Origin of the sequence: Spirosoma terrae, assembly GCF_010435915.1 — a bacterium.
GTDB lineage: Bacteria > Bacteroidota > Bacteroidia > Cytophagales > Spirosomataceae > Spirosoma > Spirosoma terrae.
Genome location: NZ_JAAFZH010000007.1, coordinates 135,472 through 151,924, shown reverse-complemented (window position 1 = coordinate 151,924; position 16,453 = coordinate 135,472). Strand labels below are relative to the sequence as shown.

The window sequence follows — 16,453 nt, the reverse complement described above, 5'->3', positions numbered from 1 at the left end:
AGAAACCATCGTAAATCAATGACTGGATCAAAGAAACTAGTATCGTCCGTTTTATTTGTCTCCTACGTAACAGTATCAGTTTGTAAGGCACAGGTAGGTGTTCAGAAAGTGACCGTGCGTAGTACTCCTCGCCAGACTGAAGTTACGTCGTCAATCCCGATTACGAATAAGCTTACGGGGCAGCCGATCACGATGGAACAGTATAGTGAGCTTACGAAAGACGATCCATTCAAATACCATCTGGTGCCTGAGTATAACGAATTTGGCCGCCCGAAGTCGTACATTATGCGCCCATCAACGCCCGAAGAGCATGAAACGCATCGGTTTCGGGATCGCGATCCAGCGAAACAGCCCCGGCTGGGACAAACCATTGCGCCGTTTGCGATGACCGGATTGGATGGTACTACGTATCGTTCGGCCGATTTGCTGGGCAAAGTCGTTATCCTTAGTTTCTGGATTAGTCTGAACAAGGAGTTCTGGACCGAAAAGCAAAAATCGGCGTATACGGATGCCGTCAGCGTTTATAAATCACCGCAAAAGCCAGTTCAGATTGCCGTATTAAATAGTGAGCCCACAAAAGCGGCCGACAATCCGGCTGCCGAGAAATTGCCGTTTGCTGCGGTGCCCAATGCCTATGGATTTCATGAGAAGTACCACGTAACGGGTATTCCAACGATTGTCGTTATCGATAAAGCGGGTAAAGTGCTGGCTAATCTTCAGGGGGCAACCGTCTATGAGCAGCTAAAAGAAGTGTTAACTAATTTGCATTAGTTTGGGATTCCTGCTGAACCGATTTAGGCGCTAATTTCTCCTTTAAATCAAATGTTTGGCCCGCAAATACGATCAGAATCTGATGTTGGTCAAAGGCCTGTTTAACCGCTATAATCGCTTCACTGAGTGCCATTTGTGCGTTGGTTGCGTTGTTGATCCAGAACCAGAGAACAAATTGAATGTTGGCATCGGCAAAATTGCGATAATGTAGTTCAATGGGTCGCTCCCGGAGCACAAATGGTAGGTTGGTTACAGCGGCTTTGGCTACGTTCTGTGCCTTTGTCAGATCATCGATGTAGGAGACGCCAGCAGCCACCTCAATACGTCGCTGTCCAAGGCGGGAGTAATTGGTGATCGGTTTTTGAAATACATCCTTGCTGGGAATTTCAATCGTTTGGCCCTGGCCATTGTCAATAACGATAGATCGAAGTTTTATATCCAGCACTTTCCCGGTAAAGCCATTCGTCGCCACTACGTCGCCTACCTGAATGGGACGAGCCAAGGCAATCATCGCGCCCGAAATAAAGTTAGTCGTTAAATCCTGGAACGCGAAACCAACAGCGAGTGCAATAACACCAGCCCCAGCCAGGAGCGAGGTCACGGTTTTATCGAGACCCAGTACACCCAGGGCTACAAACAGTCCGACGGCCATAACCATAACCCGTATGACGGCCCCGGTCAGGTTGATAAGCGATACGTTCGTGCTGACTCGATCCAACCCCTTTATAACCCAGCGACTTATCCAGCGTGACAGGAAGGTGAATAATACCAGTAGCACGATGGCAACCGCTATTTTGGGAACGTAGCGAATGGCATCGCGAATCCATTTCGATAGTTCGGCATAAATAAGCCCGGCTGCCTGCGAAAAATCCATGTAAATCGATAATAGGTGGTGAGGGCAGAACGACAGAATCGCCAATTGTGTTTCATCATTACCTGGCTTCGCCGTACCTTTGCCAGATTGATCGCTGCCAACACAATCAACAGACAATGACTCCTACCGCTGCTGTATACCTGGATAATGCCGCTACGACCCGGCTCGACCCTGAAGTGCTTGATGCTATGCTTCCGCTGATGACTGAGCATTTTGGCAATCCATCTTCCATTCATAGCCACGGCCGTACCGTACGTACTGCCATCGAAAAAGCACGTAAACTGGTTGCCGGATTACTGAATACGTCACCCGCTGAAATCTTCTTTACATCAGGAGGAACCGAAGCCGATAACACCGCCATTCAGAGCAGCATTAAAACCTATGGGCTAACGCACGCCATTACGTCGCCACTCGAACATCATGCCGTGCTACACACACTTGAGCATCTGGCGAAACAGGGCGCCATTACGTTAAGTCTGGTGAATATCGACGAAAAAGGGCATATCGATCTGGCTCATCTGGAAAGTTTGTTACAAACGAACCCACGTTCACTGGTGTCGCTGATGCATGGCAATAATGAGATTGGCAATTTACTCGACCTGAATCGGGTAGGCGAAATCTGTCGGGTACACGACGCTATTTTTCATTCTGATACCGTGCAGACAATGGGGCATTTTCGGCACAATCTCCAGCAATTGCCCGTCGATTTTATTGTTGGGGCGGGCCACAAATTTCATGGGCCTAAAGGAGTCGGTTTTCTGTATGTCAATGCTGAGCGAGTGAAAATTCACCCGTTTGTTCACGGAGGAGCGCAGGAACGTAACATGCGTGGAGGCACCGAAAATGTATACGGCATCGTCGGTTTAGCCAAAGCCCTGGAAATCGCTTATCGTGATATGGAGGCTCATAAGCAGCACATTACGTCGCTCAAACGTCGAATGATTGAGCGGTTGGTCGAAAAAATGCCGGATGTTCGCTTTAATGGCGATTCGGGAAATATTGATAATAGCCTGTATACGGTTCTGAATGTGAGCCTGCCTGCCTCGGATATAAGCGATATGCTGCTGTTTAGCCTCGATATTGCCCGGATTTCAGCATCGGGTGGTTCGGCCTGTTCAAGCGGTTCAAATGTGGGTTCGCACGTACTGGGTGCTTTGCCCAGCCTTGATCCCGAACGCGGTTATGTTCGTTTTTCGTTTGGCAAATACAACACCGAAGCCGAGATCGACTATGCAGTTGATACGTTGGTAGGCCTATATCAGAAAGAACTGGCGAGTTAGACATTAGTTTGATCGCACAAAACCAATCGGGGCCGACTGCTCAGTCGGCCCCAATTAGTTTTTTAACAAGTTACAGTTTTGACGGAGCGATGCCATACATTTTCTTAAAAGCAAACGAGAAGTGCGACAGGTCTTCAAATCCTAATTCCAGATACACATCCGAGGGAGCTTTTCGCTGTTCCTTAATCAAATAATGTGCTTCCTGAAGCCTTCTTTGCTGCAACCAGCGGCTGGGAGAGTTATGGAATATTCGCTCAAAATCCCGCTTAAATGTAGCCAGACTTCGGCCGGTCAGGTAGGCAAATCGTTTCAGTTCCACGTTAAAGTGAAAATTCCTGTTCATAAACGCTTCCAGATCAATCTTACCCGGATCGGCAAAATCGAACAAGACGTTTTTTAGGTCAGGATTTACCTTCAGCAACAGGAAAATGGCCTCTTGCTGTTTCAAAGCCAGTAGCTTTTCGTTGCCCGGCTGCGTCAGTTGCTGATAAGGCTGCAACGAATCCATAAAGCTTTTAAACAGTGAATCCGGTTTTAAGGCGATGACGGCATCAGTAGGCTGGTAGTTATCGGCGGTAAAACCATAATCAAGACTAAACTTCCGTAGCGTCTCCTGATCGAGATAAATCGACAACGATTTAAACTCACCTCCTTCGGGCGGCATCTTCAGGAATTTAAGCAGGTGGGCTCTTCTGGTCAATCGAAAGTCGCCCGGATGGCTGCTCAAAACCTTATCGCCGTCATTCATGATAAGTGAACCCGAAATCTGATAGCTGAATACATGTTCCTTGACAAACTGCTCGCCTTCTCGGCTCCTGGCAAAATAGCATGAATACGTAATTGGAGGCAAATTTTTGGTGTCTTCCTGTAGTGTCATAAGGCAGAACGTAGCAAGCTACTCAGCATGGTTATCATCAATGATAACCATGCTGAGGGTGAATTAGATCAATTCACGGCCATAAATCGGGTATACCCCTGCTTAATGAACTGGATGTACTCCTGATCGGGCATTTGTTGTCTGGCGAGAATACGCTTTTTGAAATCATCGTTGCCAATGGCGTACCGTAGCGTGTTTGTTCCGTCGGTGGCTGCCTCGTATATAGCGTCGGCTACGTCGTCGGCTGTAACAAGCCGGGCAGCAATCATGCCCGCGAACATGGTATTGGCAGCGTCGACAAAAGCATCGTAATCGGTTAAGGTGTCGTTATGAGCAAACTCTTCGCGTGTTACGTTGCTGAAATTGGTTTCGGTGCCACCTGGCTCGATAATTTTTACGACGATATTCTGCGAAGAAAGCTCATAGGAAAGCGCTTCGGAGAAACCTTCCAGCGCAAACTTCGACGCACAGTACAGCGAAAGCATAGGTAACGTGAACCGACCAGCTCCTGAGCTGATATTGAGGATCAAGCCAGCTTTACGTTGTCGAAAATGCGGAAGCAGAGCCCGCGTTACGTTCATGACGCCAAATACATTCACCTCGAACTGCTTCTGAATTTGTTCGGGAGTTATGGCTTCAAAAATGCCATTCTGTCCATAGCCCGCATTATTGATAACAGCATCGATCTGGCCAAAACGGTCTAGTCCATCCTGAACTGCTTTCTGAATGGATGCGGAGTTTTGGACATCCAGTTGGGTTACAAATACATTAGGAAGCGCCGTGAGTTGCTGTTCGAGTTCGGGGCTACGCATGGTAGCTATTACGTTCCAGCCTTCTCTGGCAAACTTGAGGGCTGCGGCTTTACCGATACCCGATGATGATCCGGTTATTAATATGGTTTTATTCATACTATTTGCTGGTGATGAATGATTTACCGATTTCCGTGTCCAGAAAATTGGTTGCTTCGTTGTGATCTGTGGACAGACTAACGGGCAGCCATTTTTCTAATTCGGCCTGACGTACTGAGTCGGCCTGTTTTAGAATGGCAACGGCTTCGCTGCCCAGCACGAGATGTACGGGTGGTTCGGGATGATTGGCCAGACTGACCATGGCGCTGGCTGCTTTAACAGGATCACCTACTGGAATGTATGTTCCGCCTTTAAAGAAATCGGCCCGCTGATTTACGGTTTGTTCGTATCCGTCTACGTATGGCGCGTAGGTCATTGAATCGCCAGCCCAATCGGTACGGAAGCCGCCTGGCTCTACCGACGTAACATAGATGCCTAGTTGCGCCACTTCTTTAGCGAGCGCTTCGGTAAATCCGCCTAAGCCAAATTTAGCCGCCTGATACATCGTTAAACCGGGATTGCCAACCCGACCGCCAATCGAGCTGATCTGGAGAATCCGCCCCGACCGTTGTTTGCGCATATGGGGCAGCACTGCGCGGGTGATTTCGATAGGAGCGTATAGGTTGGTGTCTAGCTGGCTACGTACCTGCTCATCGCTAAAGGCTTCCGCTGCGCCAATGATACCAAATCCGGCATTGTTGACCAGCACGTCAATCCAGCCAAAACGGTTGATGGTTTGTTCAACAGCTACGTTAATTTGATCCTTCTTGGTTACGTCTAGCTGTAATGGATACAACTGATCTGGGTATAGTTCAGCCAACTCCTTCAACTGCTCTGGATTACGAGCCGTTGCCACTACGTTATCACCATTAGCCAATACTGCTTCTGTAAGACTGCGGCCAAGACCGCGCGAACTTCCTGTAATAAACCAAACTTTTGTCATTGTCTTCGTTTTTATTTTTGACAAAGTTCAGCTCTTTTTAAGCGGTCGGCTTTGTTGAAACGCTCAAAGGTGCTTTGTTGAAACGCTCACAATCTGACTGGTCGATAGGCAATAAAAAAGCAACCAGGTTTTTTAGTCTGGTTGCTTTTTTGAGAAATTAATAGTGTTCTATTCGGGAGGGAAATATAATCCGGTACGTCCTAAAGACTTGATTGTACCTGATTGGTCAACGTAACGATGTCAGAAGGCGCCAGTTTCGCAACTTCACCAACGACAATGATAGCCGGATTGCCAACGCCGGCCTCTTCCGTTCTAGTAACGATATCCGACACATGGCCAGTGACCAGTTGCTGGTCTGGGAGCGTACCGTTCTGAATAATGGCTACGGGCGTTTCGGCTTTGCCGCATTCTGAAAAAACAGCCATGATGTCGGCTAGTTTATGCATGCCCATCAGGATCACTACGGTTGCTGACGATTGGGCCGCTAAACCAAGATCGCTCGACAGTTGACCCGCTTTTGTTGTTCCCGTTACAACCCAGAAACTTTCTGAAATGCCCCGAGTCGTCAGTGGAATGCCAGCCGCAGCCGGAACCGCGTAACTGCTGGATAAGCCAGGAATAACAGCGGTTTCAATACCCTGTTCACGCGCAAATTCTACTTCTTCATAACCACGGCCAAATACAAACGAATCTCCCCCTTTAAGCCGGACAACATGACCGTACTGCTGAGCGTAATGAACAATCAACGGGTTAATTTCCTCTTGTACGCAGGAGTACGCACCGCGTCGTTTGCCAACGTATACTTTTAGCGCATCAGGGCGGCAATAATCAAGTAGATCTGGGTGAACGAGCGCGTCATACATGACTACATCAGCCTGTTTAAGCGCTTTAATTCCCTTAACTGTTATTAAATCAGGGTCACCAGGACCGGCTCCCACGAGAGTTAGTTTCATTCGAATGTGCAATAAGGGAAGTATGAACTATGGTATATGTTGTTTTATTTACACCATACTTCATACATAACTTTCTAGCTGTCTTGGGCTTGCGTTAGTTCCTGTAACTCAGGCATTCCTTCCTGAGCAATTTGCGTTTCGCGATACGCCTGAACCGCTTGCAGAAAGGCTTCGGCCTGTGCAATAAACTGACGCGCGAATAATTCCGACGGCTCCTGTTTATTAATACCAAAAACCGAGGCTTTGAAATCGCCTTCTGCCTGGTGGAAATCAGGCTCGCCTGCGAAGTTCTTATCGAAATCGCTCACAATACCATGCTGGGTGTTGGTAGGAATATCGCGACTCATTAACGCTGCTCTGGCTCCCGTAATGAACACGTTATAAGCATGGTAGATCGCGTCTGACCAACGACCGTCTGTGAATGCTTCCCGCGACCAGCCCAGTTTTTCGCTGGCTTCCGTTAACGTAGTGGCTACCAGATCGATCAAGACGCTGGCGCATTCGCCAATACCAACTTCCGTAACGTACTGTTCGGTATGATCCCAGTCAATATAATCGCTGTCTACTAATGATTTAAGATCAGCCAGCGGCTTTAATAACTGATAAAAATAGTTTTTACCCTGCCGAGCGTAGTAGTCGCTATAATATTCTCCATCGAAGCCATTCGCTTCGTAATCGCGTAACAAATAACGTAATGAATCAGGGCCGCGTTTGCTCGGAATTTTGATGACTTTATCGGCAATCAGACCTTCGCCTTTACCATTAAAGCCACCTCCCAATAATACCTGCAACGCTGGCAACACGTAAGCCCCATTCTTAAGCGACGAACCGTGGTAACCAATATTGGCAACGGAGTGCTGGCCGCAGCCATTCATGCAGCCCGAAATCTTGATCTTGATATCGTCGTTAAAAACCAGATCCGGGAACTCGTCGTGCATCATGGTTTCCAGCGCGCGGGTAATGCCGTAGCTGCTCGAAATGGCCAGATTACACGTATCCGTACCGGGGCAGGTGGTAATGTCGGCCGTTGTGTCGAAACCGGGCTCGGCTAATCCTAAAGCGTCAAGCGCTTCGAAAAGGGCGACGAGATTTTCCGGACGAACGTAACGTAGCAGATAACCCTGATTGACCGTCACCCGAATATCGTCGGCTGCGTATTGTTTAACCAGCTGAGCCAGCGCGCGGGCCGTATCGGAATGCATATCGCCGAGCAATACCCGGAGCTGAACAGCATACCAACCAGCCTGCCTTTGCTCAAAAACGTTGGTTTTAAACCAGCGGTTGAGTTTGGTGTTTTCGCTCTCCAGCGTAGCGTTACTGGCTTCGGGACGAGCTGGATACTGGTCAGCAACGTCGTAGGATACCGTTTCGATGTTGTATTCTTTTACGCGAAGAGCAGGCGTTTCTTCTTCTACCCGGCGGAGTAACTCCTCCAGACCAATATCATTCAACAAATACTTCATCCGGGCTTTGTGCCGTTTCTGGCGTTCGCCGTAACGGTCGAACACCCGAATAACACCCTCGATGAATGGAATGATACGTTCTTCTTCTATAAATTCACTAGCCGTTTGAGCAGGGAAAGGCTGGGCTCCTAGACCACCGCCCACTAATACCTTAAAGCCGCGTTTGCCGTCCCGAACGCGAGGAATCAAACCTACATCGTGCATGTAGCCGTAAGCGGAATCCTTCTCACTCGACGAAACGGAAATTTTAAATTTCCGACCCATATCCTGGCAAATTGGATTGCGCAGGAAATAGTCAAAAATGGAGTAGGCGTAGGGAGTAATATCGAATGGTTCTTCTGGATCAACACCGGCCCGAGCCGAACCTGTTACGTTACGTACCGTGTTCCCGCAAGCTTCTTTCAACGTAATGCCTGCATCTTCCAGGTCTGCCCATAGCTGAGGGGAATCGGCTAACTTAACAAAGTGGAGCTGAATATCCTGCCGGGTAGTAGCATGTAGATTGCCCGTAGCGTATTTGTCAGACAAATCAGCAATTCGGGTTAACTGATCAGCCGTGATACGTCCATGTGGGAGTTTAATCCGGATCATCTGTACTCCCGGCTGACGCTGACCATACACACCCCGTGTTAGACGAAATTTTCGAAATGCCTCATCGGCAATGTTGCCGGACTGGAATGAACTGATTTTTTTCTCCAGATCCAGAATGTCTCGACGGGCGGCCTGACTAACGTTATCGGTAAGTTGAACAGACATAACTACTATTGTCTATAGATTTAATAGTCTACTTTGTTTAAACAAAAACGCCGATGAATTCCGGCGTAACTGACAATTCCAAGTACAATGATAAAGGAAATTTAGGCCTGATGAGTTCGGATGAAGGCCAACTTTTGCTTATGGTCTATAACTGCAAGTTATGAAAGTACATGCGGATTCATAACTTGCCCTATAACTGCCGAGAAATTGCCAGGCAGAACCCCCCCCGTTTGGGGGATTGACTTACATATATGTAGTTTGGAATTTTGAGACACATTTGACTACTTGGTGTGCTAAGATACTCGTACATCTGTTCACTATCAGTTGCAGTGAAGCACTACTATCCACACCCTTTTATTATGAAAATCGTCAACGTCAGCACGTCGGTCTGTTTGTATGTTGTTTACTTTCTGTTCGGAGTTGCAGCCGCCCAGGGACAAACGGAAACTTTTAATTATAAGAAATCAATCAGCGGCCAGCTTACGACACTTATGGCGTATACCGACAAGGTTGATTTGACGACGGGCCAGGTGACGATTAGTGGAGGAGACTCGCAACAGCCAACTACGCCATTTACATTTATTTGGGGAGATAACACGTCGACGAACGGCTTCTTCCCTCAGACCCACACCTATGCAACTACGAAAAGTAATTATTTGGCCAAAGTAGTTGCCAATTATCCTGATAATAAACGGGATACAGTAGACGTATTAGTAGGCTTTACCAAACCCGTTATAACGCCAATCGCCATTGATCCAAAGCTTCGGGTTTACATACCTAGTAGTCCCCTAAAACTTTCGGCTCATCATTATTCGCCACCGTCTACTTTATCGGCTTTCACGGATGATTTTTTTACGGGCCGCTTTTCCCGATCTGATCTGGAGTACATACTAAGCGTTATAGGCACTGTTGAGTATGATTTCGTCAATAATAATACGTATCAGTTCGATGGGAAATTTGAACAGTTTGTTTTGCGGGATGCTAATGCCGGAGGAGGTTATTCGCTCTGGTTTACGGACCCTGTTGCCTTTGGGGCCGGTGACGCATTGATTAGTAACACAGATTTTTCTTCCATGGCTCACGAAATGGGCCACAATATCACACTGAACACACCAGCTCAATTTATTTATGGAGGAAAAATTGACGGGAATGCCAATGCTATTTTTAGTGAGACATTAGCCCAGATTTTTCAGCATGCAGCAGGATATGAGTTAGTAAACAGAGCCGGATCATATGGATTTGACGCAGAAATTGTTTTTAGCCTGCAAAAAAGCTTTGTAAGTTCCTTTGGGGTATTAAAACGATTTCATCAACAGTACGTAGCTGATGGAAAACGATTTTTTTCCTGGAATGATCCGGCTACGTCGGGCGACGAAGCTTTACCCACATTTATGACCATTGCCTATAAGTTCTGCGAATATGCCGAACAGCAGAATCTGGGTTATCGATTACCAACCAAACGACTGATGGCCTTTTTGCAACGCTTCAATGCAGATTGGCAAAAACGCTATAATCAGTATACCAACAACCCAACCGCCGATGCTTTCCGGGCTACGTTGATGGTGGCTGCGCTTTCGCATGCTTTTCAAAAAGACCTGCGGGCCGATTTTCGGGCGCTCAATTTCCCGATTAGCGACGAGGATTTTGCTTATCTGAATCCAGATCTGCTGAGCCTGTCAGCAAATCAGATAACAGTAAATGCCGTTTCTGCCGCGCCCATATCGGTGACAGTGACATCAACCAGCAGTTGGACAGCGGTTAGCTCACAGCCCTGGTTGACGCTTGATGCTGGAATGGGTACTGGTAATCGTGTTATTACGTTGACTGCTTCTGATAATCAATCGTTATCATCCAGATCTGCTACGGTTGCCGTTTCTTCGCCCAGTTTTATCAATCAGATTATTACAGTAAACCAAGCTGGTGCGCAGCCTACACTCGGTGTTTCGGTAACGGCATTAACCGTAGATGCTACGTCTGTAAACTCATTATCGGTAAACGTAACGTCGAATACAAGTTGGTCGGTTACTAGTTCGCAACCGTGGCTGACTGTCGATAAATCGTTAGGGACAGGTAATCAGACGGTAGCTGTTACGGTGTCGCCTAATGCATCTGTTACGTCGAGAACGGCAATACTAACTTTTCTGGCTAGTGGAGTTACCAGCAAAACCCTTGTGATTACGCAAGCCGGTGCTACGCTATCGTTAACTGTTTCTGCTACGGACCTAATGCTGACAGCCGACGGGCGCCAGACGGCTTCGGTTGATATTACATCAAACACCGACTGGACCGTAAGCGGAACTCAATCCTGGTTAACTATAACGCCTTCTGCGGGATCAGGTAGCCTGAAAATTGTGATAGCGGCAACTGCCAATACAGCAGCTCAGATACGTAGCGCTACGTTGGTTGTTTCAGGGGGAGGGGTGCAGCGACAGATTGTTGTACAACAGCAGGGGGCAATCATTACCGCCTTAGAAGATCCGATTACTAATCTGATTCAGCTTTATCCCAATCCGGTAAGCAACGAACTTCGAGTGGAAGGAATCCCCGTCGGCTATGAAATCGTGATGTATGATATGTTGGGCCGAGTGGCTGTCAGACAGGTAACTGAAAAAAAGACCGTTGTCATTGATGTTGGGCACTTAACTGCCGGGAGCTATTTTGTGGAGGCAAAAAGTCAAAATCAGGCAGTAATCAGGCGTTTTGTAAAAGTGCCATGAACTAGTTGAAAGATACTAAATCATCATAAATGGTTTGGGCAGGATTCTAGCTAGAATCCTGCCCAAACCATTTATGACTTTGATCCTATTATTGGGGTTGTTCTGTTTGACAGAGCAATCGAATATCAACGGAGTTACTCGCCAATAAAAACCTTATGCTTCACCTATCAGCATTAAAGCACCGACAGTAACGTTCGATGTTTCATCGATCAGAATTGCACCACCATTTGCCCGGTTTTTCTGATACGGATCAAAGCTAACGGGCTGAGCGGTACGTAGTACGATCTTCGCTAAGTCATTTAGTTTGAGACTATCAACATCTTCTGTCTCTTCATAGGTATTGACGTTTAGCTGATAAGCGATATTGCGGACAGAGCAGCGTGTGCGGAACGTACCGTTTTGTAGTACGTATTTATTACCGACTTTGAACTCCTTAATATCCATCCAGCAAAGCATAGCTTCTACGTTCTGGGTGCTGGTTGGTGTATTATTGGAGCGGACAATCAGATCGCCACGGCTGATATCGATGTCGTTGGCCAGATGCAGCACCACCGACATAGGCGAAGCTGCTTCTTCTAATTGTTTTTCGGCAATTTCAATCGCATCAATGGTCGATGTTTCGCCTGAGGGGAATACGGTAATCGCATCGCCTTTGCGGAACGTACCACTGGTGACTTTACCCGCATAACCACGATAATCGTGTAACTCGGCTGTCTGTGGGCGGATAACGTATTGAACCGGGAACCGGGCAGGATGATGGTCTTCCGTTACGCCGTTCACATCGTCGTCGATAGCCACTGTTTCCAGATGTTCCAGGAGTGTAGGGCCTTCATACCACGGCATCGCTTCCGACCGATCTACTACGTTGTCGCCATTGAGAGCACTCAGCGGAATGTATGATACCTGATGTACATTCAGCTTCTTGGCCAGCTCAGCGTACTGGATGCATATATCCGAGAAGACATCCTGCGAATAGTCTGCGAGATCCATCTTATTAACGGCCACAACGATGTGTGGAATGCCCAGCAACGACGCAATTAACGAATGTCGGCGGGTCTGCTCAACAACGCCGTGCCGGGCGTCGATCAGGACAATAGCCAGTTGACAGTTCGAAGCACCGGTAACCATGTTACGGGTATACTGAATATGACCCGGCGCATCGACAATAATAAACTTACGCTTAGGAGTCTGGAAATAGCGATACGCTACGTCGATTGTAATGCCCTGTTCCCGTTCCGAACGGAGTCCATCGGTTAAGAGAGCAAGGTCAATTTCGCCATCATCCCGGCTTTTACTGGCCCGTTCGATTGCTTCGAGCTGATCGGCCAGAATAGATTTTGAGTCGTAAAGAAGCCGCCCGATAAGCGTACTTTTGCCGTCATCAACTGATCCGGCTGTTATAAAACGTAAGAGGTCCATTATCTAATCTGATTGAAGTCGATGTGACGATAGAATTCGCTAACCTTTGATAGTTGGTATTCAGCTTCATCAAAACCGTTCTGGTCGATTTCTGTACGAATTATGTCTTGTATTGCTTGTTTCAGTTGAGGTAACTGAATAACAATAGTCTGAAAAACAATTAATTTGTCGACGCCGACGTAATCATGAGCAACTATATTGCGAAATGCTCTGATTTTAGTCCAGGGAATCTGTTGATACCGTTCTTTTGTCATATCGCTTAGGCGATTAACCTGTTCACCTATATGAAGTAATTGCAAAAGGCTAGCATTGAAATCTCGCTGATCATTAGCTTCAAAGAAAACAAAAGGATCGCTGAATCCAGATGCATAGACGTTGATTTTGCCGATGGCTTCCAGGATTCGTAAGCAATAAACAAGATCCGTTTTATGCCTTGACTGCATATTTCATATCCTTCAAGGCACGGTGCAGAATAATTGGTTCTGCATACTGTTGGATCATTACATCAACTGGTATGTTTAAATCGTCCTGGATTTTTTCGCGGAGTGCTATAAGTTGCTGATAAGGAATGGTTTCGTCAATTAGCAGGTCGATATCCCTATACGATTCTCCGCGAGCAAAGGAGCCAAAGACGCCAATTCGATTGATGCCGAACTGATCAAATATCTTCTCCTGCTGAAGATAAGTCTGGAAAGACTGAAAATTATTGACAACCATACCTTTGTCGTTTTAAAAATAACCGCCCTTTTTGCGGTCTTCCATAGCTGCTTCGCTCAACTGATCGTCCATCCGTGTTTCGCCCCGCTCGGAAATGCGCGTTGCCTGAATCTCATCGATAACTGCATCAAGCGTATCGGCCTGAGATTCAGAAGCAGCCGTGCAGGAAATGTCGCCAACGGTGCGGAAACGTACGCGCCGGGTCACGATCTGGTCATCCGACTCAGGCTTGATGACGCCACCAGCTGTAGCCATCAATTTGCCGTCGCGAAGCAACAATTCACGCTCGTGGGCAAAGTAAATGCTCGGAAGCTCAATTTTTTCGCGACGGATATAATTCCATACATCCAGCTCGGTCCAGTTGGAAATCGGAAACACGCGAACATTCTCGCCTTTGTGAATACGACCGTTATATAAATTCCATAGTTCGGGACGCTGCCGCTTGGGGTCCCAGGAGCCGAATTCATCACGAACGGAGAACACGCGTTCTTTAGCGCGGGCTTTTTCTTCGTCGCGACGGGCACCGCCTATGCAGGCATCGAATTCGAACTCTTCGATTGTGTCGAGTAATGTGAAGGTTTGCAGGCCATTCCGAGTAGCGTTACGTCCGGTTGGCTCTTTTAGTTTCTTCTCCCGAATGGTATCTTCAACGTAGCGAACGATTAGCTTTTCACCGATACGTTCGGCCAGATTATCGCGAAAATCAAGGGCTTCCTGGAAATTGTGGCCCGTATCGATGTGAACCAGCGGAAAAGGGAATTTTCCGGGCCGGAAGGCTTTCAGTGCCAGATGGACCAGCGTAATGGAATCTTTGCCACCAGAAAAAAGCAGGGCTGGCCGTTCAAACTGACCGGCTACCTCACGCAGAATGTGAATGGCTTCGGATTCGAGCTGATCTAAATAATCGAGTTTCATTGTAAAAAGTGAACGAGTGAAAAAGTGAAAAAAGACGCGTCAATAATCACTATTTCATACTTATGGTTTAAATGCCTCTTCGTGCGTGTGCAGGCCGCATTCTTTCTTCGAGTTGTCTTCCCACCACCAACGACCGGCCCGGAAATCTTCGCCTTCCTGAATGGCACGGGTGCAGGGCTGACAGCCGATGCTAACAAAGCCGCGGTCGTGGAGTGGATTATAAGGGACGTGATTGTCTTTAATATATTGCTTCACCTGCTCAAACGTCCAGTCCATGAGTGGATGGAATTTGAATAGATTGTGCGATTCGTCCCATTCGAGCTGAGTCATTCCTTGCCGGTTGGCAGATTGCTCCGCCCGGATACCGGTGATCCATATTTTATTGCCTTTCAGCGCCCGGTTCAGAGGTTCAACTTTACGAATACCGCAGCACTCCTTCCGGTTTTCGACCGAATCGTAAAAGCTATAGGGCCCTTTGGTCGTCATCAGATTTTCGACCGCGTCGGCTTTCGGAAAATAGGTTTCGATCTTCGTGTTATACCGATCATTCGTTTTTTTCCATACCGAATACGTTTCGGAAAACATTCGTCCGGTATCAAGCGTAAAAATCTTGATGGGAATGTCGTTGGCCAGAATCAGGTCGGTAATGACCTGATCTTCGTAACCCAGGCTGGTTGAGAAAATAACCTCACCAGGAAATAATTCGGCCAATGTGCGTAGCGCATCGATGTTGCTCAGGCCGTGTAAACGCTCAGACAAACTTTCGAGCGTATAGGAGGATGGTTCAGCGATCATAACTTCTGTTTTAATGCAACTGCTTTACCAGTTTTAGCCGACTGGCGGGCAGCATCCAGAATTTCCATGACGATCATGTTATTCTCTAATGACGTTAATTCGTCGGGTTTAGTTTCTCCGCGAATGAGTTTCGCCAGATAGGCAAATGGGTCACCAGCAGGTGCATCGGCCTGAACGGCTTCGGTTGTCCATTCCTGCTTATCGTTCTTCAGGCGAACTCGCATCCGCTTACCATCCACGGTATGTACGTACCCCGTCTGCCCATATACTTCCATGTCTTTTCGGGCAAATGGCCAGTTCCAGGATGCCTGAATAATGGTCTGCGTTTTGGGATACGTAACAATAATGGTCGCTTCGTCGTCAACTTTCGGGTAAATGTCTGGTTTAATCTGCTGCGTTACGGCCATTACCGACACAGGGCGTTGGTTGTGCATCAGCCACGTGGAGAGGTTTGCACCGTAACAGCCAAAATCAAACAAAGCACCCGCACCATTCGTGGCCGGATCGGTTAGCCAATCCAGAAACTCCTTATTGACGCCAATCTCTTTGGGTCCCTCATGGCCGTCGTGTACCACAATTTTACGCAAATCGCCAATCGATTTTTCGGTATTCGCAATAGCGTATGCTTTATGGTTGCTACCGTACCAGGTTGTTTCGTAGTTCGTTAACACCTGAATATTGTGTTTACGAGCTAGGGCTTCCATTTGCTTTGCATCTGCGAAACTGGTTGCCAGTGGCTTCTCCACCATGACGTGAATACCGCGCGGAGCACAGGCTTCAACCGTTTTTTTATGGTCAACAATTTGCCCAAAGTCGGTTACGGCTTCGGGCTTGGTTTTGTCAAGCATCTCGGCAATCGTCGGATAAACCAGACTCATGCTGTAGCCATACTGTTTCGCGAAACGTTCGGCGAGTTCACGGTTCGGTTCGGCAATACCAACGATCTGAATATCGCTCTGACCCGTCTGTTTGAAAGTCTTATTCAGGATACCATGTACGTGTGAATGCACCAATCCAACCACACCCACCCGAAGCGGCTTTGAGGTAGTTTGCCCGAAAGCCATTTGTATAACAAGAAGGAGGGTGATTGAAAAGGCGATACGTATCATCGTTACTTAAGAATTA

At 47.4% G+C, this 16,453-nt stretch carries 15 protein-coding genes; 3 read left to right on the top strand and 12 right to left on the bottom strand.

From position 1 onward, the window contains the following. Positions 1-18 precede the first annotated feature (18 nt). Positions 19-771 carry a TlpA family protein disulfide reductase gene (locus GK108_RS16950; RefSeq protein WP_163951004.1) on the top strand — a complete coding sequence of 251 codons (753 nt, stop codon included), beginning with the start codon at positions 19-21 and terminating at the stop codon, positions 769-771. Here GK108_RS16950 and GK108_RS16945 read toward each other — a convergent pair. Further along, entirely contained in the window at positions 758-1,645 is an 888-nt protein-coding gene (locus GK108_RS16945; protein ID WP_163951415.1) for a mechanosensitive ion channel family protein, read from the bottom strand. The genes GK108_RS16950 and GK108_RS16945 overlap by 14 nt on opposite strands. A gap of 116 nt (positions 1,646-1,761) precedes the next feature. On the opposite strand from GK108_RS16945, the gene GK108_RS16940 reads away from it, so the two are divergent. After that, positions 1,762-2,925, top strand: a complete 1,164-nt coding sequence (locus GK108_RS16940; protein WP_163951001.1) for a cysteine desulfurase family protein — start codon at positions 1,762-1,764, stop codon at positions 2,923-2,925. Positions 2,926-2,995: 70 nt separating this feature from the next. Here GK108_RS16940 and GK108_RS16935 read toward each other — a convergent pair whose 3' ends face one another. The 5 genes from GK108_RS16935 to GK108_RS16915 form a co-directional block, all read right to left on the bottom strand. Next, complete coding sequence (locus GK108_RS16935) at positions 2,996-3,802, bottom strand: helix-turn-helix domain-containing protein (protein WP_163950998.1); 807 nt, start codon at positions 3,800-3,802, stop codon at positions 2,996-2,998. Positions 3,803-3,870: 68 nt separating this feature from the next. After that, the gene (locus GK108_RS16930; protein WP_163950995.1) at positions 3,871-4,710 is read right to left on the bottom strand and encodes an SDR family oxidoreductase; all 840 of its coding nucleotides are present in this window, start codon (positions 4,708-4,710) and stop codon (positions 3,871-3,873) included. 1 nt (position 4,711) lies between these two features. Next, on the bottom strand, positions 4,712-5,593 hold the full coding sequence (locus GK108_RS16925; RefSeq protein WP_163950992.1) for an oxidoreductase: 882 nt from the start codon (positions 5,591-5,593) through the stop codon (positions 4,712-4,714). Between the two features lie 200 nt (positions 5,594-5,793). Beyond that, a complete protein-coding gene (cobA, locus tag GK108_RS16920; protein WP_163950989.1) occupies positions 5,794-6,546 on the bottom strand; it encodes a uroporphyrinogen-III C-methyltransferase in 753 nt (250 codons plus the stop codon). A 74-nt stretch (positions 6,547-6,620) separates the two neighbouring features. Further along, a complete protein-coding gene (locus GK108_RS16915) occupies positions 6,621-8,765 on the bottom strand; it encodes a nitrite/sulfite reductase (protein ID WP_163950985.1) in 2,145 nt (714 codons plus the stop codon). Between the two features lie 359 nt (positions 8,766-9,124). Between GK108_RS16915 and GK108_RS16910 the strand changes: the two genes are divergently transcribed. Then, positions 9,125-11,482, top strand: a complete 2,358-nt coding sequence (locus GK108_RS16910) for a BACON domain-containing protein (RefSeq protein WP_163950982.1) — start codon at positions 9,125-9,127, stop codon at positions 11,480-11,482. Between the two features lie 153 nt (positions 11,483-11,635). Here GK108_RS16910 and GK108_RS16905 read toward each other — a convergent pair whose 3' ends face one another. From GK108_RS16905 to GK108_RS16880, 6 genes are read right to left on the bottom strand one after another with little or no spacing between them, the layout of a single operon-like run. Beyond that, entirely contained in the window at positions 11,636-12,901 is a 1,266-nt protein-coding gene (locus GK108_RS16905) for a sulfate adenylyltransferase subunit 1 (protein WP_163950979.1), read from the bottom strand. Further along, positions 12,901-13,344, bottom strand: coding sequence for a HepT-like ribonuclease domain-containing protein (locus GK108_RS16900; protein ID WP_163950976.1), 444 nt, complete (start codon positions 13,342-13,344; stop codon positions 12,901-12,903). The genes GK108_RS16905 and GK108_RS16900 overlap by 1 nt, the downstream gene beginning before the upstream one ends. Next, positions 13,328-13,618, bottom strand: a complete 291-nt coding sequence (locus GK108_RS16895; protein ID WP_163950973.1) for a nucleotidyltransferase family protein — start codon at positions 13,616-13,618, stop codon at positions 13,328-13,330. Before GK108_RS16895 ends, GK108_RS16900 begins: the two co-directional genes overlap by 17 nt. Positions 13,619-13,630: 12 nt before the next feature. Next, positions 13,631-14,533: a sulfate adenylyltransferase subunit CysD gene (gene cysD, locus GK108_RS16890; RefSeq protein ID WP_163950970.1), complete on the bottom strand. Its 903-nt coding sequence runs from the start codon at positions 14,531-14,533 to the stop codon at positions 13,631-13,633. A 60-nt stretch (positions 14,534-14,593) separates the two neighbouring features. After that, complete coding sequence (locus GK108_RS16885; protein WP_163950967.1) at positions 14,594-15,328, bottom strand: phosphoadenylyl-sulfate reductase; 735 nt, start codon at positions 15,326-15,328, stop codon at positions 14,594-14,596. Next, positions 15,325-16,437, bottom strand: a complete 1,113-nt coding sequence (locus GK108_RS16880; protein WP_163950965.1) for a Gfo/Idh/MocA family protein — start codon at positions 16,435-16,437, stop codon at positions 15,325-15,327. The genes GK108_RS16885 and GK108_RS16880 overlap by 4 nt, the downstream gene beginning before the upstream one ends. Between the last annotated feature and the right edge of the window lie 16 nt (positions 16,438-16,453).